This window comes from Evansella vedderi (genome assembly GCF_030813435.1).
In the GTDB taxonomy this organism is placed as follows: Bacteria; Bacillota; Bacilli; order Bacillales; family Salisediminibacteriaceae; genus Evansella; species Evansella vedderi.
Window position 1 is genome coordinate 168,625 of record NZ_JAUSUG010000007.1, and the last position, 21,792, is coordinate 190,416.

25 protein-coding genes are annotated in these 21,792 nt (G+C 36.2%); 9 read left to right on the forward strand and 16 right to left on the reverse strand.

Annotation, left to right across the window (positions count from 1 at the left end):
- Window positions 1–112: 112 nt before the first annotated feature.
- The 7 genes from J2S74_RS10665 to cyoE form a co-directional block, all read right to left on the reverse strand.
- Window positions 113–412 (reverse strand): hypothetical protein, encoded by a 300-nt coding sequence (locus J2S74_RS10665; protein ID WP_307325268.1) that lies wholly within the window; start codon window positions 410–412, stop codon window positions 113–115.
- A 219-nt stretch (window positions 413–631) separates the two neighbouring features.
- On the reverse strand, window positions 632–1,189 hold the full coding sequence (locus J2S74_RS10670) for a hypothetical protein (protein WP_307325270.1): 558 nt from the start codon (window positions 1,187–1,189) through the stop codon (window positions 632–634).
- Between the two features lie 4 nt (window positions 1,190–1,193).
- Window positions 1,194–1,829 (reverse strand): SCO family protein, encoded by a 636-nt coding sequence (locus J2S74_RS10675; protein ID WP_307325273.1) that lies wholly within the window; start codon window positions 1,827–1,829, stop codon window positions 1,194–1,196.
- 286 nt (window positions 1,830–2,115) lie between these two features.
- Window positions 2,116–3,795: a cbb3-type cytochrome c oxidase subunit I gene (locus tag J2S74_RS10680; RefSeq protein ID WP_307325275.1), complete on the reverse strand. Its 1,680-nt coding sequence runs from the start codon at window positions 3,793–3,795 to the stop codon at window positions 2,116–2,118.
- 15 nt (window positions 3,796–3,810) lie between these two features.
- Entirely contained in the window at window positions 3,811–4,278 is a 468-nt protein-coding gene (locus J2S74_RS10685) for a cytochrome c oxidase subunit II (RefSeq protein ID WP_307325279.1), read from the reverse strand.
- 12 nt (window positions 4,279–4,290) lie between these two features.
- Entirely contained in the window at window positions 4,291–4,437 is a 147-nt protein-coding gene (locus J2S74_RS10690; RefSeq protein WP_307325281.1) for a hypothetical protein, read from the reverse strand.
- A 145-nt stretch (window positions 4,438–4,582) separates the two neighbouring features.
- On the reverse strand, window positions 4,583–5,521 hold the full coding sequence (cyoE, locus tag J2S74_RS10695) for a heme o synthase (protein ID WP_307325283.1): 939 nt from the start codon (window positions 5,519–5,521) through the stop codon (window positions 4,583–4,585).
- Between the two features lie 229 nt (window positions 5,522–5,750).
- Here cyoE and J2S74_RS10700 point away from each other — a divergent pair, with 229 nt between their 5' ends.
- Both J2S74_RS10700 and J2S74_RS10705 read left to right on the forward strand, forming a co-directional pair.
- Window positions 5,751–6,647, forward strand: coding sequence for a patatin-like phospholipase family protein (locus J2S74_RS10700; RefSeq protein WP_307325285.1), 897 nt, complete (start codon window positions 5,751–5,753; stop codon window positions 6,645–6,647).
- A 141-nt stretch (window positions 6,648–6,788) separates the two neighbouring features.
- The gene (locus J2S74_RS10705; protein WP_307325287.1) at window positions 6,789–7,439 is read left to right on the forward strand and encodes an SDR family oxidoreductase; all 651 of its coding nucleotides are present in this window, start codon (window positions 6,789–6,791) and stop codon (window positions 7,437–7,439) included.
- A gap of 219 nt (window positions 7,440–7,658) precedes the next feature.
- Here the strand turns inward: J2S74_RS10705 and J2S74_RS10710 are convergent, their stop codons facing one another.
- Both J2S74_RS10710 and J2S74_RS10715 read right to left on the reverse strand, forming a co-directional pair.
- A complete protein-coding gene (locus J2S74_RS10710; RefSeq protein WP_307325407.1) occupies window positions 7,659–8,699 on the reverse strand; it encodes an arabinan endo-1,5-alpha-L-arabinosidase in 1,041 nt (346 codons plus the stop codon).
- Window positions 8,700–8,961: 262 nt separating this feature from the next.
- Entirely contained in the window at window positions 8,962–9,480 is a 519-nt protein-coding gene (locus J2S74_RS10715; RefSeq protein WP_307325289.1) for a CBO0543 family protein, read from the reverse strand.
- A gap of 203 nt (window positions 9,481–9,683) precedes the next feature.
- On the opposite strand from J2S74_RS10715, the gene J2S74_RS10720 reads away from it, so the two are divergent.
- Window positions 9,684–10,133, forward strand: a complete 450-nt coding sequence (locus J2S74_RS10720) for a hypothetical protein (RefSeq protein ID WP_307325292.1) — start codon at window positions 9,684–9,686, stop codon at window positions 10,131–10,133.
- A gap of 189 nt (window positions 10,134–10,322) precedes the next feature.
- Here J2S74_RS10720 and J2S74_RS10725 read toward each other — a convergent pair whose 3' ends face one another.
- From J2S74_RS10725 to J2S74_RS10735, 3 genes are all read right to left on the reverse strand, one after another.
- Window positions 10,323–11,210: a hypothetical protein gene (locus tag J2S74_RS10725; protein ID WP_307325295.1), complete on the reverse strand. Its 888-nt coding sequence runs from the start codon at window positions 11,208–11,210 to the stop codon at window positions 10,323–10,325.
- A gap of 576 nt (window positions 11,211–11,786) precedes the next feature.
- Window positions 11,787–12,008, reverse strand: a complete 222-nt coding sequence (locus J2S74_RS10730; RefSeq protein ID WP_307325297.1) for a hypothetical protein — start codon at window positions 12,006–12,008, stop codon at window positions 11,787–11,789.
- Window positions 12,009–12,174: 166 nt separating this feature from the next.
- Window positions 12,175–13,437: an aminotransferase class V-fold PLP-dependent enzyme gene (locus J2S74_RS10735; RefSeq protein WP_307325299.1), complete on the reverse strand. Its 1,263-nt coding sequence runs from the start codon at window positions 13,435–13,437 to the stop codon at window positions 12,175–12,177.
- Between the two features lie 499 nt (window positions 13,438–13,936).
- Here J2S74_RS10735 and murA point away from each other — a divergent pair, with 499 nt between their 5' ends.
- From murA to J2S74_RS10750, 3 genes are all read left to right on the forward strand, one after another.
- Window positions 13,937–15,262 (forward strand): UDP-N-acetylglucosamine 1-carboxyvinyltransferase, encoded by a 1,326-nt coding sequence (gene murA, locus J2S74_RS10740; RefSeq protein WP_307325301.1) that lies wholly within the window; start codon window positions 13,937–13,939, stop codon window positions 15,260–15,262.
- A complete protein-coding gene (locus J2S74_RS10745; protein ID WP_307325304.1) occupies window positions 15,255–15,566 on the forward strand; it encodes a TVP38/TMEM64 family protein in 312 nt (103 codons plus the stop codon). The genes murA and J2S74_RS10745 overlap by 8 nt, the downstream gene beginning before the upstream one ends.
- A 408-nt stretch (window positions 15,567–15,974) precedes the next feature.
- The gene (locus tag J2S74_RS10750; protein WP_307325306.1) at window positions 15,975–16,157 is read left to right on the forward strand and encodes a hypothetical protein; all 183 of its coding nucleotides are present in this window, start codon (window positions 15,975–15,977) and stop codon (window positions 16,155–16,157) included.
- An 89-nt stretch (window positions 16,158–16,246) separates the two neighbouring features.
- On the opposite strand, the gene J2S74_RS10755 is transcribed toward J2S74_RS10750, so the two are convergent.
- Window positions 16,247–16,624 carry a potassium channel family protein gene (locus tag J2S74_RS10755; protein WP_307325309.1) on the reverse strand — a complete coding sequence of 126 codons (378 nt, stop codon included), beginning with the start codon at window positions 16,622–16,624 and terminating at the stop codon, window positions 16,247–16,249.
- 258 nt (window positions 16,625–16,882) lie between these two features.
- Between J2S74_RS10755 and J2S74_RS10760 the strand changes: the two genes are divergently transcribed.
- On the forward strand, window positions 16,883–17,212 hold the full coding sequence (locus J2S74_RS10760) for a hypothetical protein (RefSeq protein ID WP_307325312.1): 330 nt from the start codon (window positions 16,883–16,885) through the stop codon (window positions 17,210–17,212).
- Window positions 17,213–17,370: 158 nt separating this feature from the next.
- On the forward strand, window positions 17,371–18,861 hold the full coding sequence (locus J2S74_RS10765) for a spore germination protein (RefSeq protein ID WP_307325315.1): 1,491 nt from the start codon (window positions 17,371–17,373) through the stop codon (window positions 18,859–18,861).
- A 101-nt stretch (window positions 18,862–18,962) separates the two neighbouring features.
- On the opposite strand, the gene J2S74_RS10770 is transcribed toward J2S74_RS10765, so the two are convergent.
- A complete protein-coding gene (locus tag J2S74_RS10770; RefSeq protein ID WP_307325318.1) occupies window positions 18,963–19,193 on the reverse strand; it encodes a DNA primase in 231 nt (76 codons plus the stop codon).
- A gap of 362 nt (window positions 19,194–19,555) precedes the next feature.
- Here J2S74_RS10770 and J2S74_RS10775 point away from each other — a divergent pair, with 362 nt between their 5' ends.
- Window positions 19,556–19,870, forward strand: a complete 315-nt coding sequence (locus J2S74_RS10775) for a hypothetical protein (protein WP_307325321.1) — start codon at window positions 19,556–19,558, stop codon at window positions 19,868–19,870.
- Window positions 19,871–20,006: 136 nt separating this feature from the next.
- On the opposite strand, the gene J2S74_RS10780 is transcribed toward J2S74_RS10775, so the two are convergent.
- Window positions 20,007–20,933, reverse strand: coding sequence for a DMT family transporter (locus J2S74_RS10780; protein WP_307325324.1), 927 nt, complete (start codon window positions 20,931–20,933; stop codon window positions 20,007–20,009).
- Between the two features lie 406 nt (window positions 20,934–21,339).
- Entirely contained in the window at window positions 21,340–21,621 is a 282-nt protein-coding gene (locus J2S74_RS10785; protein ID WP_307325326.1) for a hypothetical protein, read from the reverse strand.
- Window positions 21,622–21,792: the final 171 nt, after the last annotated feature.

Consider the following 21,792-nt stretch of genomic DNA (forward strand, 5'->3'; position numbering starts at 1 on the left):
TCTTAGTAGAGTTGTAAGGGTACTGGGTGGAACTACAGAAGTTAAGTAAAACCCCTGATACTGTGAAGTCTTATGTATCAGGGGTTTATTGGTGGAAGTAAAATACCAAAGCTTAATAGGTATAATTAATTTTAGGGTCTGTTTGGATAATGAATTTCCCGTTTTCTTTTTTTAGATCAAGATGAAAGGAGTGCGGGTTTCCAGGTACTGTTATGGTTGCATACGAAGGAACGTTCATATCGTCACTGACTATCAACTTATATGTAACGTACGTTTGGGTTCCTTTGCGAAATCTTCTTAAAATACCTTCATGTTTTGGTTCACAATATAATGCTTCATGTAAATTTTCTTCCGTAAGTTCTTTACCGATTAAAGTACGTAATCTGCTTAATACATCTGCTTTTTTAATCACAATAGTTTCCTCCTGCTGCTTTTATGGATATAAGTTGATTCCAAAGCATAATTAAAAACTTTGTTCTAGGCTTCATTTTTACAAGATTTATTTTAACTTCTTCAACCAATTTTTTCTATGCTCTAGATTGTGTTTTTTCAATACTTATAAGGAATACAAATTTATATCCAAAAATGCTACAAAACACTCAGGATTTGAATGCTCGGCTACGCACATATGTTATTCGTAGTCGGCTTCATTAATAAAAGTTTTATAAGCAAGATAAATAACCATGCATATTGCCATTGTGATAAACCCCCAGCCAAGGGTGATTTGTTCTACTAATAAGTAATTGTTACATAATTGTTCTGGGGATAAAACATAGAGTAATCCCATTCCAATAAACATTAGGGTAAAGCCGGTTATAAGGATGTTTTTCCCTCGTAAACTAAGTTTAGGCCAGCTGTCTCGTAGTGGGACTCCAGCAAAGAAGGGTAGACTAATAAACTTAAATAATTGAACACTCTGCATCGTTAAGGCTTCGTCCATTGTTCGAGGAATCATCCAATAGATCATGATAATCGTAAATAAGAGGATACCTGGTATCCCATTTTCATTCCATCTTTGAAAAAATTCAGGAAATCGCAATTGGAAGTAATGTCCCATGAAAAATCCGGCTACAACTAACAAGGGCATCTGCATATGCATATGGACAATCATGATGGACTCTAATAGATTGGAAACAGGGGGGAGAGCTAATACGATGAATAAAATCAGTCCATAAATAAATTGATTCATGTTCTTATGCCCCCTTCTCCGATTCTAAAATACTTATAACTCTTTCTGCTGCCTCATCCATTTTTGTATAATCCATGACATCAATAAGAACCCCATTTCGATCAACTAAATAAAAGGCAGAGTTATGACCAAAGTCCCCATTCCCCTCAGGAATCACGATGACACCGAATGTTTCCAATAACTGATCTAGTTCTTCTTCATCTTCGATTCTAGCCATTCTCCATGTTTCTCCATCGGCATTATAAAAATGACTCTTGTATTCAGCCAGTGTAGCTGGGTCATCCCGTTCTGGATCAAAGCTGATGCTTAAAAATACAATATCCTCCCCAATGTATTCTTCAGGAAGAAGGTTGAAGACTTGGCCCATATTCATTTCCAGAATAGGACAAACGGTTCCGCAGTTTGTATACATAAAGGTAATAAATAGATATTTATCTTCCAGGTCCGAAATGGGATAGGTACGAGAATTGCTATCTTCTAATGTTACATGGGGGAGAGTTGGATTTTGTTCCATGAGCTTATAAAGTCTTGCGGTTTCAGCAGTATAGGCACGGAATCCATCGGTTCCCACATAGAACAAAACAAATCCAAATAGGATAACAAGAATACAGGATAATGTTGTCTGACTGTTTTTTATCATGCAATCACTTCACCGCCTTTCACTCCATCTAATTATCGAAAACAACAATCTATGCTGGCAAAAAAGCTAAATCAAAAATGAGAGAGAATAGTAGTAAAAGAGATATCGACCACAAACATGCAACTCTTTTCCGCATTTTGGCACCATTCGATCAATCGACGATGGCACGCTCGTCGCGCGCCTATTATGAGAAGAGCGCTCATAATAGGCTTTAAAAGAATGCGACGGCTTAGCTCATCGTATCGATAAATCCCCAAAAGGAAAGTACACCTTTTGGATATTTATCTTACCATGGTCGGAATGGAGGTGATCCTGGTGGTGCGTTAATAATCATATCTACTACTGGTATAACGTAACCCATTCCAATAACGAGTAGCATAATGACAATAATCATTCCCCAGCGTTCTGTCCAATATGGTGTTGGCGTAGCAATATCCTCAACATCAGCAATCGGAAATTCCGTTTCCCCTTTTGGTGCAAAAAACATGAGATGGATAACCGCGTAAACTTGAATAAGAATACCGATAGTGAGAAGGGTTCCTCCCACAGCTAAGAACATTAGATACGGGTCCCAGCTTAGTGCCGTTGCATTATCAAAATAGGTTGTATACGAGGTTCTTCGCGGTGAGCCTAATAAACCAACCCAATGCATTGCTCCTGCCATAAATACCATACCTGCAGACCAGAAAATTGTCTGATAGATTCCTAGTTTATTGATTGCAGGTGTTAAAACCCGCTTGGACAAATAAGGTACTAACCAATAACTAATACCAAAAAAGGTTAAGGCCACTGAAGTTCCGAGAGTTAAGTGGAAATGACCCACAACCCACAACGTATTATGGGCGACTTGGTTTAATTGATTGGTGCTTTGGGCAATTCCTCCAGCACCACCTGGAATAAAGGCAATCATGGCGACCATTGGTGCTAGGAATCGAACATCTCCCCATGGTAATTTACTAAACCAACGGAAGATTCCCCTTCCTCCTTTTTTCCTTGCTGTTTTTTCAAAGACGGCAAACATGGCATAGGCCGTCATTAAAGAGGGAAATCCGATTGCTAAACTCATAAACACATGTAAAAATTTAACGGATTCATGAATTCCCGGGTCAATGATTTGATGGTGAAACCCTCCAGGAATATTCAAAACAACAAGGAGAATGATGACGACACGTGTTAACGTATCACTGAAACGGCGTCCGCCGATGACTTTTGGCACTACAACGTACCAAGCAGAAACAGCTGATAAATACCAAATATTTACTAACGTGTGACCAAAAGCCCAAAATAGGGTTCGAGCAAGCATAACATTAATGGTCTCGACCCAGCCGAGTGCCCACGGAATGATCATAAATACTTCAATGGCTACAAAAATACTGCTGAAGAATAATAATACAAATACACCAGTAGCAAAGTAAGACAAGATAGGTACATGCTGACCTTTGTTTTCCTTTCTCCAATTAGCCACTTGAATAAAGGAACCAAAGGCACACATCCAAATACCGATGACAAAAAATACTAAACCAAAATAGAAGACAGGGTGTGCTGCAAGCGGTGGATAAAAGGTAAACATCACCGATGCTTCGTTCATGAGAATTGGAATAACAGCTAACACTAGTCCGACGATTTTTAAATTAAAACCAATCCACGCGAGCTTCCGTACTTTAGGAAGGAGACCTCCTAATGTATGGGAATGTACAGCATAGAAATAACCAATCGTAAAGAAGGATGTAAAAACTAGAATTAAAAGAATTCCATGAGCCGTTAACACTTGGTAATAATTGAGCCAGGTTGGAAGCTCTAGAAGGCCTGCCCGATTTAAACCTTGTAGCAAACCTAAAAGTCCGCCAATGAGTAAGGTTGTAAAGGATACTAGTAAATAGGTTTTTGATAGTTTTGCATCTTCTGGGCTAATACCGAGAGCACGATATGCATTGTCTCTCCATGATTGTTTCAATGTTGTTTCCATTATTGCTCCCCCCCCTTATTTCACCGTAATGGTAGTTGCCATAAATTGATGCCCCGTACCGCAGTATTCATTACATAAAACAAGATACTCACCAGTTTCATCAAATTTCTGGGTAATCCTTTGAATATGACCTGGCATCACCATGGCATTTATATTCGTTCCAGCAACTTGAATGCCGTGTGTAACATCTTTTGACGTCATGGTAAAATGTACGGTTGACCCTGCAGGTATTTCAATATTATTTGGTGTGAAACTAAATAATTGTAACGTCATGACCACTTCATATTCGTTTTCGCCAATTTCATAAACACCAGGCTCATCAAATGGTGCAGTAACATCCACTTTTTGAGGATCAATTGTCTCCATGCCGCTTGGGGGCCCCATACCTAATACAAATGTTTGATACCCAGTAAAGAGCATCATTCCAATAATGACTCCGAAGCTTGCAATAAGCCATATTTTTTCATCTAAATGAAATTTCATCTCATACCCCTCCTAAACTCTGACCATGTATAGCCAAAATAATAATAGATTCGTAGCAGTAATAACGGCAAGGACAATTCCTAACGAAAACCAGGTACCTATGGAAGCACCATATTTCTCTTCTGCTTTTTCTCCTTGTGTTGCTTTAAGTTTTTCCATTTAAATCAACCTCCTTTGTTTTTCTTACTATCATCGTAATTGATAATGAAATTCAAGGAGGTGAGGTGAATCACCATAAAAATAAAAAAGCTGTCATCATTGCATAACAGGAGACTGTCAGCGTTGATCACAGCATTTGGTTTAACTAGAAAGGTAAGGTGACAAGAACCATAAGAACAAATAACAGTGTGATATAATTTACGGAATACAAGAAAATCATATACGCCCACTTCCCATTATTTTTTGTAAGGAAACCGAATAAACTTAAAGCCAGCCAAGTTACGTTGAGTAATGTGGCAATGACAATAAAGGAAATACCTAGCTCGCCTAAATAAAAAGGTAAGGGAAGTAAGGAGGCAATATAGATGGTCGTTTGCCGCTTCGTTACATTAAATCCATGGACAACAGGAAGCATAGCTACCCCGGCAGCACGATATTCTTCACATTTTCTCATGGCAATGGCAAAGGTATGTGGCATTTGCCAAATAAAGAGAATGCTAAACAGGACGATAGGAACCATATGGGTTGCCGGCTCTAGGGCTGCCCAGCCTATTAACGGAGTTACAGCTCCAGAAATACTGCCAATTACCGTATTTAAAGTATATCTTCGTTTAGACCACATCGTATAAAGGACCACATAAGTAAACCACCCAATAAAGGCATAGATAGTTGATTCTATACTAGTGATAAGAAGAAGGAAAAAACCTAAGACCGTTAGGGTGATCCCTATATAGAGGGTTGTTTTCAGGGATATATTCCCCGTTACGGTAGGACGTTTTAGGGTGCGAGCCATGATTTTGTCTATATCTGCATCGTACCAATTATTTATAACAAGAGCACCAGCCATAACTAAGGTACTTCCGGACAACAAAAGAAAGAATATAGCTAAATGTTCCATGAAGGACGTATTTGCAAAGTGGAGAGCTAACCAAAACCCGGTGAAAACAGGGATTACATTGGCAAGTAAAACAGGCCCCTTTAATAAATAAACTATATCAAAAAAATAAGAGATAATGACTGGTGGTGTTTTCTGTTCATGCTCAGCAGCGGACTTCCATGGAGAGGGAACCTCTATTTTATTCATCTTACTTCACTCCTCTACTATAAATATAAACCGTATTCAATTGTACATATACATAACGTAGCATGATAAACAAAGATGAGAGGTGACTTGCATCACCTTTAGGCACCAAGGGTATAAGGAATACAGCATAAATGAAAAAATAACAAAATGCCCCTATTGGCAGGAAATTTGCGTTGCAATAAAGAATACCCATTTAATTGAAAGATAGTAAGAAGAGGCTGGTGGTTAAATGAAGGTTGATGGAGTGTTTGAGGGTGGGGGAATTAAGGTTTTAGCCCACTTGGGTGCAATAGATGTAATGGAAGAGGCTGGTTACGAGTGGAACAGATTAGCTGGTACTTCGGCTGGTTCTATCCTTGCAGCATTACTGGCAGCTGGATATAATTCCAAACAATTAAAAGAATTAATGCTAGATTTCCCTTTCGAAAACATTGCCCAAAAAACAAGCCTAAGCAAATTCCCCCTAGTAGGTCCACTAGTTAGTTTATGTGTGAAAAATGGAATGTATAAGCTTTCCTATATAGAGGAGTGGATGGACGAGGCACTTCGAAGGAAAGGAATACTTACCTTTGGGAATTTGCCAGAAAATAAATTGAAAATTGTTATATCCGATATTTCTAATAATAGAATGTCTATACTTCCCGATGATCTTCCTTTCTATGGGGTAGATCCAAAATCTTTTCCTATTTCAACAGCTGTTAAGTTAAGCTGTTCTATCCCATACTATTTTGTTCCAGGTCATATTAAAAATCATATCATTATTGATGGTGCCATACTTAGTAATTACCCAATCTGGATATTTGATACAAAGGGAGTTCCAAGATGGCCGACAATAGGATTCCGCTTATCAGGACAAAACATCGATCCAGAAGCCTTCAAAATAAAAGGTCCAGTATCGAAAACCATTTCCATTATTCGAACAATGCTAGAAGCCCACGATAAAAAATACGTCAATAAGGAAGCTGCTGCAAGGACGGTATTTATAGAAGGAATTGCTGTAGGAACGATCGATTTTAACATCCAGCTTAAGGGAAAGTTACATTTAATAGAATTGGGAAAAATAGCAACAGAGCTATTTTTGCAAGAATGGAGCTTCGAGGAATATATAAGAACATATCGTACTTAACTAAACCTGTGATCCAAATTTCTTGTGGAACATTTACGTGAAACAAGATTATTCAGGAGGTGACAGGCACAGATTCTGGACATTAACCTTCTTTTTTGTATACGATAGTAATAGTTAATGGAAATAGAAAGGGTGGAGAAAATGAATGTACTTGTAGTTGGTGCCAATGGCCAAATTGGAAAACATCTTGTTTCCTTTCTTCAGAATAAGGACGGTCTAAAAGCAAAGGCAATGATTCGAAAGCCGGAGCAGTCTGCAGATTTTGAAAAAATCGGTGCGGAAACAGTCCTGATTGATCTAGAAGGGGAGATTGAGCCAATTGCCAAAGCAGCTAAAGACGTCGATGCGATTGTATTCACAGCAGGTTCTGGACCGCACACAGGAAAAGATAAAACGATTATGGTCGATTTGGATGGGGCGGTAAAAACCATTGAGGCGGCGAAAATGGCCGGGGTCAAGCGGTTTGTAATGATCAGTTCCTTTGATACAAGTCGGGAGGCAATTCAGAGTGCGTCTGCTTCTTTTGCACCATATGTTGCTGCAAAGCATTACGCAGACGATTGGCTCCGGCGTACAGAATTGGATTACACGATTATCCATCCTGGTGGACTGACCAATGAGAAAGGCACCGGTCATGTCAAAGCAGCAGAGGAAGTGGAGAGAGGGCAAATCCCTCGAGAGGACGTGGCAAGTGTCATCGTTGCTTGCTTGGAAAACGAGAAAACGATCGGTAAGGAATTTCAGTTAGTGTCAGGAACGACTCCGATTAAAGAAGCAATCGCTGCATTGTAGTACTGTCTCCATGTTTTGAAAGTAGTAAAAAGGAAACCACACTTTAGTCGAGCTAATTTGTGGTTTCCTTTTTTTAAAAATAAAAGAATAGGGCAAGTGCCACCAAACTTGTCAATATCTTTTCTAAAAAAAGTTGCGAAAATAGCTTTCGGAATAAATATAAACGACTACTAATGTAGCCTAAATTATCATATCCAGTACCAAGAAACTGTTTGATTTCTAATTAAAGAAAGGCCAACCATCTTCCCAATCCATACTCCATATCTGCATTCGAATAACTCCATTTGCATCTCCGTCATAGTAATGGTAAATCAAATAGTCTATTCCAGATTCATGGAAATAGTCTTGGCCACCAGGACCTATTTGATTATCATGACTATCAAGAATTACTGTACCTCCACCTTCCATGAGAGGTACTCCTTCTTTATCATAATAAGGTCCTGTAATTGATTCAGAACGGCCTACAGCAATTTTATAAGTACTATCCAGCCCTGCGCAACAGCGATCCCAAGATGTTAGGAGATAATAGTATTCATCTTTTTTAAAGACGGTAGGTGCTTCGATTGGGTTATGTTGTACATTTGGTCTTGAAGCTATATCATATACTTCACCAATTGGTTCGGTCATATTTTCATCTAACTGTTGGAGTTTAATGCCAGTCCAATAGGAACCAAACGTTATCCACCATTTCCCCTCATCCTTCATAACGGATGGATCAATAGCATTAAAGTCCATTCCTGTTTGAGATGTTATAACTGGACCGTGGTCTATCCAACTGTTAAGATCTTCAGGAGTTTCTGTTGACATTACTCCAATTGCGGAATTATTGGACCCAAAAGAAGAAACTGCATAATACATATAAAATGTGTTGTCATTTCTCACAACTTGGGGTGCCCAAAGGTGTTCGTGATTATATTCATGAGTCCACTCTGGAACAGGGATTTCTCCAAGTGCCTCCCATGGCCCTTCTAGGGTTCCTGTAGATTTACGGAGGTAAATACCACCTGGATTTTGGGGATTAAGAATACCAGTTGAAACCACGTAATATGTATTTCCATCCTTAAACAAGGCGGGATCATGAACTGGGTCGTCTATTTCTCCTGGAACAAAATCGCCATAATCACCAATCATTGTCAATTTTCCTACTGGTGATGTTTCGGTGGTATTATCGGAATCTGGCGTATTAGATGTAGTACAAGCAATTAATGTTACTATAATAAATACTAAAAGTAATAAAAAATTAAGGTATTTTATCTTCATCAAAAATGTTTCTCCTTTCAGAATATACATTACTCATCGATTTACCTCCCCTAAAAAAACTATTAATGGAAATGTCTTGAATTAGTTTTTGAGTAAAGGGTTATCAAAATACATAGTATGGATCAACTACTTATGTTCAAACATGTTTAGTATTTTATCATTATGTAGATCACGAGAGCAAAGAAGAACAGTTCCTGCAAACCGCTCAATACCTTATTAATGATATATATAACTCAATTTAAGGTAAGTTTACTCAAAATACTTATTTGGCTTGAAGTACTGGCACTTGGAACCACCATAATAGGAAAAGTGTAATTGGTATGGAAAATATATAGGCCAACATTGGACGGTTATGATGCAGTGCCAACATCGTTACCATGATAGTAGCAAAAGCGATGGACCAACCAAAGGACCAGCCGTTTTCATATACACATTGCCCTTTGAAAACCATAAAAAATTCAAAGATAACCCAGAATATAATCCATCCTAATAAATGTAGAATTTGATGTATTCGGTTCTTTTTTGGAAAGTGATATAAAAAAACTAATAAAGTACTGGGATATAACGTGAACATGATAAAAAGGTTATTTAGCAAATGATTCGGTAATAGATTCGCCGGATGCGGATACCACCATAATGTGTATTCCCAAGTAAACAAGTTATAAAGTAGATCACCAATAATGAAATATTGGATTGTAGGAAGATATAGACGCCATTTTCTCCAATCTCCCCATTTCCATGCAACTCCGATTGTGAACAAAGCAAAAAATAGGTGAATCATCCTCATTGCTCCCTAACTTTCATAGTGTCTATAGTATTACCATAGGATACGACCTCAATCTGTAAAAAAATCCATTATTGGATACGTCTAAATTGAAAGTAAGGTGCCCCAATTCCTGAAAAGTTTAGAATTGGATCCCTAAGAAAAGTAAGCCAATAAATGTGAGTAGGGTTAATACATTTTAAAAAGGGAAGGGAAGTCATTTGAAACGCTTTTATGAATTATCGGAAGAAGAATTGCTAAACAAAGAGTATAAGTGGTGGGAGAGGGAAGATCAATCCAGACTCATATTAGCTGAAATAAAATCAGAATTCCAGTTGCCAAAAGAAATGCATCAACCTAAAAAGAACGTTATCCTTTTTTATACTTTCAAAGGGCTTTTAATGGTTGTTGCTATTGAAATTTTGTTAGTTATATTGCTTGGGGCAGTTGTATATTTTATTGCTTTTTTACCTATTCCATTAACATTAGGTTATTTAAAATGGAAACACGCAGGTTTTGCTTACAATGAGGACTATGTTTATAACAGATATCTTAGGAAATTTACAGTCCATACGATGGTCACAAAAAAAGAATATCTCCAAACAACAACAATTACACAAAACTTTTTGGAGCAAAGGAAAGGTGTTCATTCTTACCATTTTGCCGTCTAGTCAGAAAATCTGGAAGAGGAATATACAATTAAACATTTGGCAGGAATAGATAAGCAAAATTATCTAGATTATCCAAAACAAAATTTATAGACTTCCAAATTGTTGGAAGTCTATTTTGTATATAAAAACAAAGCTAATCATGAATTTAAATCTATCCAACTAATTAATCATAAAAAAATTGATCTTTGATTAGTGTGGATAAACTTCTTTTTCAAATGTTTCTCCGTTGTTATAAACAGCTTTAATAACGAGGCGGGTAAAGGTTCCTGTTTCCAGTGGTTGGTCCAACCAGAAATGAAATGGACGGTAGTTATTATTAGGGTCCTGATCAGTCAGCATTTGTATTTCGTTTATTAACTCACCATTTTGATATTTTAGTAGATAGACTTTCTCAATAGGAATAGGAGAGTCATAGAGTTCACTAGTAACGTCAATGGTAACTTCTTCGTTTCGAGTATGAATATGGGTGAAAATTGTTCCATAATAGTTTGTTGCATAGTGTCCTATGTTTGCAACCTGCTGATTTCCACTCTTCACCATCCCGTCAAAGGACATGGATACAAAGAACCTCATTTCTTCTTCAGTATAGGGGACCATTTCTTCATATTCTTCTACAACCATTCCCCTTTGCTGAGAGTATGCTCTACTCATATGCCATCGGGGCTCTAGGTCTGTTTCGAATGGTATTAATACTTGAAATAGCCCATTTTGAATTTCTTCTGCAGGGATTGTTGTGTAATACCCATTGTTGCCAACGGAATAGTTGAATACGACTTCGGCATTACTCGGAAGCTCTTTAATTTGCCATTCAAATTTTCCTAAAATCTGCTGCTCTTCGGTAGATAATGTTTCAACATCTATGTTGATATGACTTATCCAGCTCTGTTCTTCACGTATATCATTGATTATATTTTGGATATTGCTTGTTTGCCCATGAACAGTATTTATGATTTGGTGTTGATCAAGAGAAATGTGAACTAACTGATTTTCAAGTTCCTTAACCCTTGTTGTTAAATTGTAATTCATAATCAAGATAATGGATAAAGCAACAGTTACAATAATCTGGAAATTTTTCATGAAGCTCCTCCTAATTCAAATTCAGATTCCTTCTATTAATAGACGAAGAAAAAAATGAAAAGGTTTCATTGGTGAAACCTTTTATTTATTTGCTTCGAAAGGATAACGAAGAATAAAAGAAAAAATGGCTTTTTAGCTAATCGATGCTAGCGTTTAAAACAAAAATAGTTTGTTTTTGTTTACTTTTTTAGAAAAACATGATGATACATCCTCATACAAGGATTGTATCATCATGTTTTTCTAAGTTAAGAAGGCAAACTTCCGATACTTGGACTAAGCTTTATTGTTTTAGTTTCCATCTAATTGGCTAATCTATCGAAATTTATGGATATTCTATCGAATTGGACTCATAATTTATCGAATTCAAAGGGTAATCTATCGAAATTAACAGAAAATCTATCGAACTAAGATTACTATTTAATAACAATAAATATAATTATTTAACAATTCTGTTATCTGTCTCATTTTAAAGTAATCAACAAACTGCTAGAAAAATTGTTGTAAACAAAAGAAAGGACTGTTCACACTAGAAGACTGAACGGTCCTTTCGTTACCAGTATACAAATTTCTATGAAGTTACTTTCTTTTTTTGGGATCTACAGTGGGTTTATTTTTCTTGACATTTTCAAAGATAATTTGTACGTGTACATTCTTTTCGTCTATACTATTTACACCTACGACTTTCCCTTTTCGCCCTTTAATTTTAATTTCTTCCCCTTCTGATGGTGCCCTTTTTAAGATCTGGCTTAATAGAAGATTTGTTTTTTCAAAGTAAGTAACATAAAACAATTTCCTCACCCATTTCGTCTAGTGTGTGGATACTTGTAATAACATGAAGTATCCCTACTATAGGAAATATATGACGCCCTTTAAATTTAAACACAAAATTTTGTCTGCAATGAAACTAATTTTCTACAAAAGCACTCAAAAGGGTGAGGTAAACCATTTTCAAAAATGAAAAGCTTTATTTGAGGTGGTTTAAAATATTTAAAAAGCGATATGCTTCTTCCATCGTATTGTACAATCCTAGACTCAAGCGAACCATCCCACATTCACCTTGTTCTTTCCTATTTTCAGGTGTGTTATTAACACCTAATAGTCTTGTCACATAGGGATGAGCACAAAATTTTCCGTTTCGAGTTGCTACCCCGAAGTACCTTGCTAAATTTTCCGCCACTTCTTCATGATTTCTTTTGTAAATATTAAAGACGATGATACCTAGCTTATCTGATGTGTCCTGATTATCCCCATACAATTGTATATGGGGCATTTGAATCATATTTTGAATGAGATAATCCTTTAATTGATTTTCATGGTGGACAATGGTATTAAATCCAATTCTCTTTAATTCTTTTAAAGCTGCGGCTAAGGCAATCATACCAAAGTAATTTTGTGTTCCAGCTTCTAATCGTTCAGGAGCATCACTCCATGTCTCCGTGTAATCAAAAACCTGATTTACTGCTGAGCCACCCTTTAAAAAAGGATCAACATTATCTAAGACTTTTTTTAATCCGACTACCGCACCTCCACCAAAAGGAGCATAGGCTTTATGGGAGGAAAATACGAGAAAATCAATCTGCTCTTCAGGTGAATTTCCTGCCATATTTATTTCATGATGGGCAACTAATTGTGCTGCATCAATAATAATCTTAGCACCGTACTGATGACAAAGGCGTGCTATTTTATGAATGTCATTCACATATCCCGTAACATTAGAAGCACCTGTTACAGTTACATAATTGACCCTACCATTATAATGGATCAACTTGTTTTCCAATGCCTGTAGAGGAAGGCGACCGTTTTTATTGATTTCAACATAATCTACTTTGTTTCCATAGTATCTCCAGGGGAGATCATTTGCATGGTGCTCCATTCTAGTAGATAAAATTACTTCATTACTATCTTGGGTAAGGACTTGTGCAAGCAGATTTATACCTTCTGTAGTTGATTTAACATAAACCACTGTGTGATCACCCGTGGATTTTAAATGAAAAAAGTGAAGGATATCATTCCTGGCGGTCTCAAATTTATACGTACTATAAAGAGCTTTTTGACCAGAGCTCCTGCCGAGCCCACTATAATATCGAAGGTTAGTATTTATTTCATTAACGACACTTACCAAAGGTGGAGTAGTGGTAGCGTTGTCAAAGTTTACCGGTATCACGTAATTTCCAGTACTTAATAAAACATATTCATCAACGCCAATAAAAAGATTTCTGTAGTTCATACACATCCCCCTCGCCCACAATATATGCCTAATTAAAACGTTTAGTTACGCGTTTTGTCGATCTTTAAATTTTTTCCAAGCTAAAGAGGGTGTCTTAGGAGAAATCAGTCCTTTAAGCACCCTCTGAATCTATATAAAAGGGATATCCTTATACCCCTATGTACCCTTTAAAATCTTTCTTTTTAATTCTTCACCATTTGGTGTAGACGTTCGTATCTGACACTATTTTCCATTTACTTCTCTTCACTATTCAAATTCGCCTTTGGTTTTAAAATTAAGGGGGTAAAATTTAAATCTTCCAGTAGTTTGGATAATCTATCGAAACCCAGTGAAAATCTACCAAATTAGAATAATTATAACTAAATTATAATTACTCACATTCTCCCCCTAGGATATACCCTTATTTTTGGGCACTTAAACAACCGTTAGGACTTGAACACCAATCATTGCCTCTGAATATTAATAATTAATATAGAATATGGTCGTTGGAGGGGTTACTTTGGAAAAAATTATTGTTCGTGGTGGCAGGCGTTTGAATGGCTCTGTCAAAGTAGATGGAGCAAAAAATGCCGTGTTGCCGGTCATCGCAGCATCCATTTTAGCTAAAAAAGGGAAGAGCAACATTGATAATGTACCAGCACTTGCTGATGTTTTTACCATAAACGAAGTATTAAGGTATTTAAATGCAGATGTAGTTTTTCATAATGGACAAATCACTGTAGACGCTCAAGGGGCATTACACACAAAAGCTCCCTTTAAATATGTTCAAAAGATGAGGGCATCGTTCCTAGTAATGGGCCCACTATTGGCACGTATAGGGCACGCTAATATTGCATTGCCTGGAGGCTGTGCCATTGGTTCTCGACCAATAGATCAGCATCTAAAGGGATTTGAAGCAATGGGAGCTAAAGTAGAAATCGGCAATGGATTTATCAAGGCTAAGGTGGAGGAGCAGCTTAAAGGTAATCGAATTTATCTTGACTTTCCTAGTGTTGGGGCAACGGAAAACATTATGATGGCGGCTACATTAGCGAGGGGGACAACTGTAATTGAGAACGCAGCTAAGGAGCCGGAAATCGTCTGCCTAGCCACCTATTTGAATTCCATGGGGGCCAAGGTAATAGGAGCAGGAACGGGAACAGTTCGCATCGAAGGAGTAGAAGCGTTATCAGGAGCTGATCATACGATTATTCCAGATCGAATTGAAGCTGGAACCTTTATGGTGGCTGCCGCCATTACAAAAGGGAATGTCCTCATAGAAAATGTAGTTCCAGAACATCTGCGTCCCTTAATTGCGAAAATGAAAGATATGGGTGTAACGATTATAGAGGAGAAAAATGGTCTTAGAGTCATTGGCCCAAAAAAGCTTAAGGTAGTAGATATTAAAACAATGCCTCACCCGGGCTTCCCAACGGATATGCAGGCACAAATGATGACATTGCTCCTATGTGCAGAAGGAACAGGTGTAATTACGGAAACAGTTTTTGAAAACAGATATATGCACGTAGAGGAATTCCGGAGAATGAACGGGGATATTAAAATACAAGGTAATTCCGCCATAATTACAGGGCCAAATCAGCTTCGGGGAGCGGAAGTAGCTGCCACAGATCTCCGTGCAGGTGCTGCCCTTGTTTTAGCAGGTCTTGTTGCAGATGGAACTACCCGAGTAACGAAGTTAAAACACATCGATCGAGGCTATGTCAACTTTACAGAAAAACTAAAGTCCCTTGGGGCTGATATTGAGCGAATTTACGAATTAGATGAAAGGAACTTAGAAAATTTAGAAGCACCAGCACCATATAAAATAAATCCAAACTTTGCATAAACATTGGGGACATAAATTCAACCATATAAAATTAAAACAGGACATTGAAAACAATGGTTTTAAGGTAGTATTATTTATGAGATTGTTTCCTTTTATGCCAGCTAGCATTGTTAATATCGGAAGCGGTTTAAGTAAAATAAAGGCTAAAGATTATGTTATTGCTACTTTTATTGGTAATACCGTATTTGTATTTCTTCTTTCTTTGTTTTCTGCTGGAGTAATTTCTCTGGAGTATCAAAATACAATTTATTTCATCTTAACTATTTGTATTGGTTTTTGTTGGTATAAAAATACAGAAGCTTAGACAGAAGGGAAGAGCGAAAGTAAAATATTCATAGACTAATGAGTTTTATTTTTCGATAAGGTATTCAAAGGTAGAGGGTTAAGATACAGGTACCTATCAAATTACAATGAGGCTGCCTCTAATTTGGAGTCAGTCTCATTGTGTGGTTTCTTCATTCGTTTTAGTTGCCCCTCTTATTATCAGTAGAGTAATTTAGTAAGGGCTCTAATATGTGTCTTTGTAACAAATCTTGATTGGCTAGTATTTTTTTGTATTATTTGTAGCTTTTACAGTGTTATGCGAGGTATGGAATGAAAATTGGCAGTATAAGAGGAGGTCTATGTACAATCATTTTTCTGGTAGTTTCATACTTATATATTATAAATAAAAATGCTGGTCTTGACGGAAGGAAAAGGGAGGGGAGTTTATATGTCCATGCCTTCATTAACAAATTTGGATAAACATAAAATGACCTATACAGCGACAGGGATGTTTGTTATTGGTGCCATTCTATTTGTCTTTGGGTCAATTTTACTGTTCACCGTTTCCAAGGACGAATTAAACGAAGCGCTGCAAGGAAAAAGAGATACAAATAACGAATTGTTCACATAAAGAATTAGACAGGTGCCTGGCACCTGTCTAATTATATTTGTGGTTTTTTTTGATATGTTTCTATACTGCAAATGACAAATAGCTCTGCATCATCTGCCCTGTATATAGACAAGGGTCTCATTTTCAATTGGTCTTTTAGGAATTATAACAATTTTTGCGTGTTCATCAATCTCCAGAAGCTCATTCATCGTATGATGTGCCTTATTGGACCAACCAATGATCACATAATGGTCATGCCCATTAAATTTCAATTTGCCTTCCTCCTTTAACTTTCGAAACAAACCATAGCCTTCCACAATCTTACCAATGACAATACCAATTAATCCTATACCGAAAAAATACAAAAACAAACCATATAGACGTCCAATAACTGTTTCAGGGACATAATCACCATATCCGGTTGTAGTTATGGTTGTCATCACATACCAGAATCCAATGAAGGGATCTGGAAATACATCCGGTTCCAAGAAATGAACTATATAGGAACTAGAAAATTAAAAATATAATCGTAATGAATACAAGGGTTATTTTCGAATTTTAATCACAATCCGTATCAACTCAAAAATCATTAACATAGACCAGGACCTCCTTCATATAAAGGTCCACCACAAATAACCATAAATATGAAATTAATTGAAGGGAAAAAGGGGTTTCGTATTTTATTATGAAATTTTTAAGGTATACAAACGTATTTATAATAATCATGATTTCAGGAGGGGGAGTTTATGGCAAAGAAAGAAAAGGTGTTTTTTTGTGAGGAATGTGCGCGGGAAATTACAGATAGGGATAGCCTTATTGTGACAATCTACTTTATATTCCTTGTTACCTATCACGATACGTGTTATTCACAAGTTTTGAAGGGATGGCAATCCTTCTTTGTCAACAACCAACCGGTTAATAGCTTCTTTGGTAACTTTAAATCAATAGCAGCATTGTTACTAGGTCTTTTTCTATTTTTCATAAGTAGACCTTTTTGGATCGTTGCATTCATTCTATTCATTTTCCCCCTTATTAGACTTTATTCATGGTTCACAGTGGAGCGTTATTTAGAATAACAAGAAATGATTACGTGTTTTTGAAAAAATTTGTTACTTTTTCTTCCACATTGGTCTTTTGTTCCCTTATTGAAAAAAATAAGAATAATACCCATAAAATAATTAACACTAGATAAATAAGCTATTCTTGATTTTGAAAGGGAAGGTTGGAAGGATTTATGAGTTTAGAACCACCAGATAAAGTAACTCCAATTTCAAAGCATTTATTGGATAATGAGAAGCTTATCAAAGAGCGATTAGGGTTTGGAGTTTCTTTTGATGTGGGTGTTCGCAAGCTATCGATTCTTGGTAAAGAAGTTCATCTTTATTTTGTAAATGGTTTATGTGATACACAATTTATTATTGAATTATTAAAGCAGTTAATGTTTCTAGATGCTAGAGGACGGATTGTACATTCCTCAAAAATAAAAGAGGCAATAAATAACCATTTAGTTCATGTTATTGTGGATGAGACCTCTTCACTTGATATGTCAATCAAACAAGTTCTTTCGGGATATATATTCCTACTGCTTGAAGGTGTCGATGAGGCAATCATTGTCGATATGAGAAAATTCCCGGATCGCGATCCAGGTGAATCGGACTTAGAGAAAGTAGTCCGTGGTTCCCGTGATGGATTCACTGAAAATATCATTTTAAATACGGCACTTACACGACGCAGAATTCGTGATGAAAGACTTCGTAATGAGTTGATGCAGGTTGGCAGCCGTTCCAAAACAGATATTAGCATCTCCTATATTGATGGAATTGTTGATCCTAATTTAGTAAAAATCTTGAAAAAAGAGCTTGCTGCCATTGACATTGATGGGCTCACAATGACAGATAAAGTAGTGGAGGAGTATCTTGTTAAACAAGGTCTCAATCCATTTCCTCTAACAAGATATACTGAAAGGCCAGACATTGCCGCTACTCATTTATTAGAAGGGCATGTGGTTATTTTTGTTGATACGTCACCAAGTGTAATCATTGCTCCAACGACAATATTTTATCATGTACAGCATGCAGAAGAATATCGGCAAGCACCTTTTGTTGGTTCTTTTTTAAGATGGGTCCGTTTTGCAGGTATCTTTTTCTCCCTTTTTATTGTTCCATTTTGGTTACTCATGGTCATTCAGCCGAGTCTATTGCCCGGTGCTTTAGAATTTATTGGTCCAAGTGAAATTACTAACATTCCTGTAGTTGTACAAATTCTCATTGCTGAATTAGGGATAGATTTGCTAAGATTAGCTGCTGTTCACACACCTGGTCCACTCGCCACAGCACTTGGTTTAGTTGCAGCTCTGTTAATAGGAGATATTGCTATTCAAGTTGGATTATTTACAGCTGAAGTGGTTTTGTATGTTGCCCTTAGTGCAATAGGTATGTTCGCAACCCCAAGCTACGAATTGGCCATAGCCCTGCGCACTGTTAAAATATTGTTGATACTTATTGTTGCTATTTTTAAGGCACCTGGATTTATTATTGGTACGACCGCTTTTCTTTTGTTTTTAACAACATTAAAGGTCTTTGCAAAACCTTACTTGTGGCCTTTCCTGCCATTTGACCCTAAAGCCTTGTGGCATATTCTTATTAGGGCTGCTACACCATCTATGAAAACGAGACCAAGTATAGTCAATCCGAAAAATACAACAAAACAATCTAACAGTAACTAAAGGGGAAAGAGATTATTTTGTATACGGAGAGTGTATTTTTTACACTCTCCGTATCATGTTAAAGGGATATCTATTTTATGATATAGCCCAAATTTGTAAGATTAAAAGCCTTCCTCTTCGTCATCTTCTTCATCAAAATCAAAGCCATCTTCGTCTTCTTCGACTTCAACAGCATCGTCTTGATCCTCATCTTCGAAACCATCGTTGTCTAAATCCCCATCTTCTTCTATTCCTGGCTCGTTGATTGGGTCCTCCTCAACGTCTCCACACGCCGTTAGCATTCCTACTGCAAATACACTAGATAGTACCGACAAAAATAGTTTCTTCTTCATAATAAATTTCCTCCTTGAAATAACATAGATTTGTATGTGAAAAATACTCACAAGAAAAACAATATGGTAGTTTCAATAAAAATATTCCATTTTTATCCATAATGTTTTTCTTCACACATCAAATTCGGGGGCATTTTTTTATTTAAGGGGGGGATGTTTAAAGTTTAAATATTCAGAAAATTAATTCTAATAAAGTGAAAAGTCTTGGATACTTTTCTTCTTCCTATGTAATAAACACGTAATTAAACTGTAAAGTCCATTCTCTAAAATAACTGATATTATAGGGAAGGTAAAAATGGTCTACAATTTTTGTGTTTTATGGGACAACTTTTGTTAAATGAAAGGTAGGATACCATAAAGTGATGAGTAATATAAAGGACGAAATAGAAGAATACAAGAAATTATTGAAGGAATACAAGATAAGTTTTAATGATTTAACTCGTTTCTGTCCAAAGGATAGGGAGACACGAAAAACGGCTATTAGAATAGCAACAAATATTGCTGATAATAAATTTTTAGCAGCTAATGTAATCAACAAAAAACAATTACCATTAAAAGAACTAAAAAAGAATTTTTCAACTTGCTATAACATTATTACTAACTATAGGAAATACATCATTGCCATTACGCTTCTATTTATCAAGGACTTTTCTAGTCTGAGATCTTACATACTTTAATTGAATAACATTAAATGTTTCGGAATTTTTTTCTTTTTAAGCTTACAAACAAATATATTTCTATCATTTTTTCAAAGATGAACAAGCAGGTAACGTGTGAAGTAATTTGAATTTATAAAAAGTGTCTAGAAATGAACTAGACACTTTTGCTTGTTAGATTGGAAATCTTCTTTTTAAGCTTAACTTTTCGTTTTTTATGAAAAACAGTGATAAAGGCGGAGGTAATGACGAAGATAATTCCTACAACTTGTAAAGAGTTTAAGGCATCCTTGAAAACGAAGACGCCGACTAAAACAGCAACAATCGGTTCCATTGCACCTAGAATTGCTGCTTTACTAGATTCAATGAACACTAGTCCAAATGTATATAAAGTATAAGCAAGAATGGTTGAAATGACGGCAACGCCGATAATATTCAGCCAAACATCGGTTGATTGAAATGCCTCTGTTTTTTTCCACAGGCCACTTGTAGGAAAAATGAATAAGCATCCCATTAAAAGAGCATATACCGTTATGGTTAAAAAGTTATAATGCCAGCTGATAAATTTCCCAATTATACTGTACAGTGCGCAGAAAAAAGCAGATAGTAATCCGAGGATAATACTAGTGATCGGTACGGTAGCATTCCCAATTGGCAGTAATTGAATAACGAGTGCGCAGCCTGTAAAAGTAAGAATGAGGGAGAGTATTTTTTCGCGGGTGATCTGCTCCTTAAAAATCATCCTGGATAAAATTGTCACAAATACAGGAGATGTATAAAGTAGGACCACGGCTATCGATAGGGAAGTCTGCTCTATTACAGTAAAATAGCACCAGTTAAAAATGACGATACTCACTACTCCTAATCCAAAAAAATAGGGGAGATGTCTTACGTTAATACGGAGGAGCTTGGGCGAAAATAAACTCATTAAGATGATTAAAATAATAGTTGAACTGCTTAGTCGCAGTGCCACAATTTCCCAAGCTGTAAAGCCATGCTGATATAAAGATTCCACAAATAAACCAGTTAGTCCCCAAAAACTAGCCCCAATAATAGTTATCAGGTATGCAATGTAATGATTCATACTTTCACCTTCTTCTCTCTCTATTTTTAAAGGTTTCCGTATAATGACTTTGCAAAATGATGTTATTAATTATGAATGCTTGCTAATTTGAACCATTGGCATTATAACACAACAAATAAGTATAGGTCACCCATTAATTGGTAATATATTTAAAGTTTCATTAATTTGAATTTTTTACATTTACTACTCAAAATGGATGATGAATAGTAATACAAGAAACACTATAGGTATAAAAATAAGAAGATATCGTAACATTCTTGTAGGTTCTTTTACTAAATAATAGATAGTTCCTGGTATTCCACCAGTAAGGAGGCGGCAATAGCTGTTCCTATTTCCTTCAATCCGGAACTTTTTCTTTCTACCATTAAAATATCAACTCCCAATAAATTTTTATTGATAACTAATACTAGTGACTAATTACTGACCAAAATGGGAAGTAAATTGCTATTGGTACTAGCAAAATAAAAAATGCCCATATCTTTTTGTCAGAGTCTAATTTTGTTTTTCGAAACAAAAGGAGTAATAAAGTTACATAAAATAAGGGGTAAATGATTAATCCAATAAAAACAATCGTTCTTGCTACATTTCTCGCATGGTCAGTTAACAAAGCTGAAATTGGAATAGCAAGCCAGGCAATTACCACAAAAGCTAAAATAGAAAACCAAAACCAATTTGGAAATTCTTTCACTTGTTAAACCTCCCTCTCAGTATAAATACTGTCTCTTCCCACTTGAAATAATTTTAACATAAATATCCAATTTAAATTATAAAATCAATAAATTGTGGTTGTTGGAATTAATAAAGATTTTTTCGTTAGAAACTAGCAAGGAGAAATGTGTATGTTTTGATATCAGTGAAA

Coding starts and splice junctions, on each gene's coding strand:
- J2S74_RS10750 (WP_307325306.1), top strand. CDS start 15,975: ATGTCCATGCCTTCATTAACAAATTTGGATAAACATAAAATGACCTAT.
- J2S74_RS10705 (WP_307325287.1), top strand. CDS start 6,789: ATGAATGTACTTGTAGTTGGTGCCAATGGCCAAATTGGAAAACATCTT.
- J2S74_RS10675 (WP_307325273.1), bottom strand. CDS start 1,829: ATGATAAAAAACAGTCAGACAACATTATCCTGTATTCTTGTTATCCTA.
- J2S74_RS10735 (WP_307325299.1), bottom strand. CDS start 13,437: ATGAACTACAGAAATCTTTTTATTGGCGTTGATGAATATGTTTTATTA.
- J2S74_RS10685 (WP_307325279.1), bottom strand. CDS start 4,278: ATGAAATTTCATTTAGATGAAAAAATATGGCTTATTGCAAGCTTCGGA.
- J2S74_RS10780 (WP_307325324.1), bottom strand. CDS start 20,933: ATGAATCATTACATTGCATACCTGATAACTATTATTGGGGCTAGTTTT.
- J2S74_RS10680 (WP_307325275.1), bottom strand. CDS start 3,795: ATGGAAACAACATTGAAACAATCATGGAGAGACAATGCATATCGTGCT.
- cyoE (WP_307325283.1), bottom strand. CDS start 5,521: ATGAATAAAATAGAGGTTCCCTCTCCATGGAAGTCCGCTGCTGAGCAT.
- J2S74_RS10765 (WP_307325315.1), top strand. CDS start 17,371: ATGAGTTTAGAACCACCAGATAAAGTAACTCCAATTTCAAAGCATTTA.
- J2S74_RS10700 (WP_307325285.1), top strand. CDS start 5,751: ATGAAGGTTGATGGAGTGTTTGAGGGTGGGGGAATTAAGGTTTTAGCC.
- J2S74_RS10710 (WP_307325407.1), bottom strand. CDS start 8,699: ATGAAGATAAAATACCTTAATTTTTTATTACTTTTAGTATTTATTATA.
- J2S74_RS10760 (WP_307325312.1), top strand. CDS start 16,883: ATGGCAAAGAAAGAAAAGGTGTTTTTTTGTGAGGAATGTGCGCGGGAA.
- J2S74_RS10770 (WP_307325318.1), bottom strand. CDS start 19,193: ATGAAGAAGAAACTATTTTTGTCGGTACTATCTAGTGTATTTGCAGTA.
- J2S74_RS10715 (WP_307325289.1), bottom strand. CDS start 9,480: ATGATTCACCTATTTTTTGCTTTGTTCACAATCGGAGTTGCATGGAAA.
- J2S74_RS10690 (WP_307325281.1), bottom strand. CDS start 4,437: ATGGAAAAACTTAAAGCAACACAAGGAGAAAAAGCAGAAGAGAAATAT.
- J2S74_RS10775 (WP_307325321.1), top strand. CDS start 19,556: ATGAGTAATATAAAGGACGAAATAGAAGAATACAAGAAATTATTGAAG.
- J2S74_RS10670 (WP_307325270.1), bottom strand. CDS start 1,189: ATGAATCAATTTATTTATGGACTGATTTTATTCATCGTATTAGCTCTC.
- J2S74_RS10725 (WP_307325295.1), bottom strand. CDS start 11,210: ATGAAAAATTTCCAGATTATTGTAACTGTTGCTTTATCCATTATCTTG.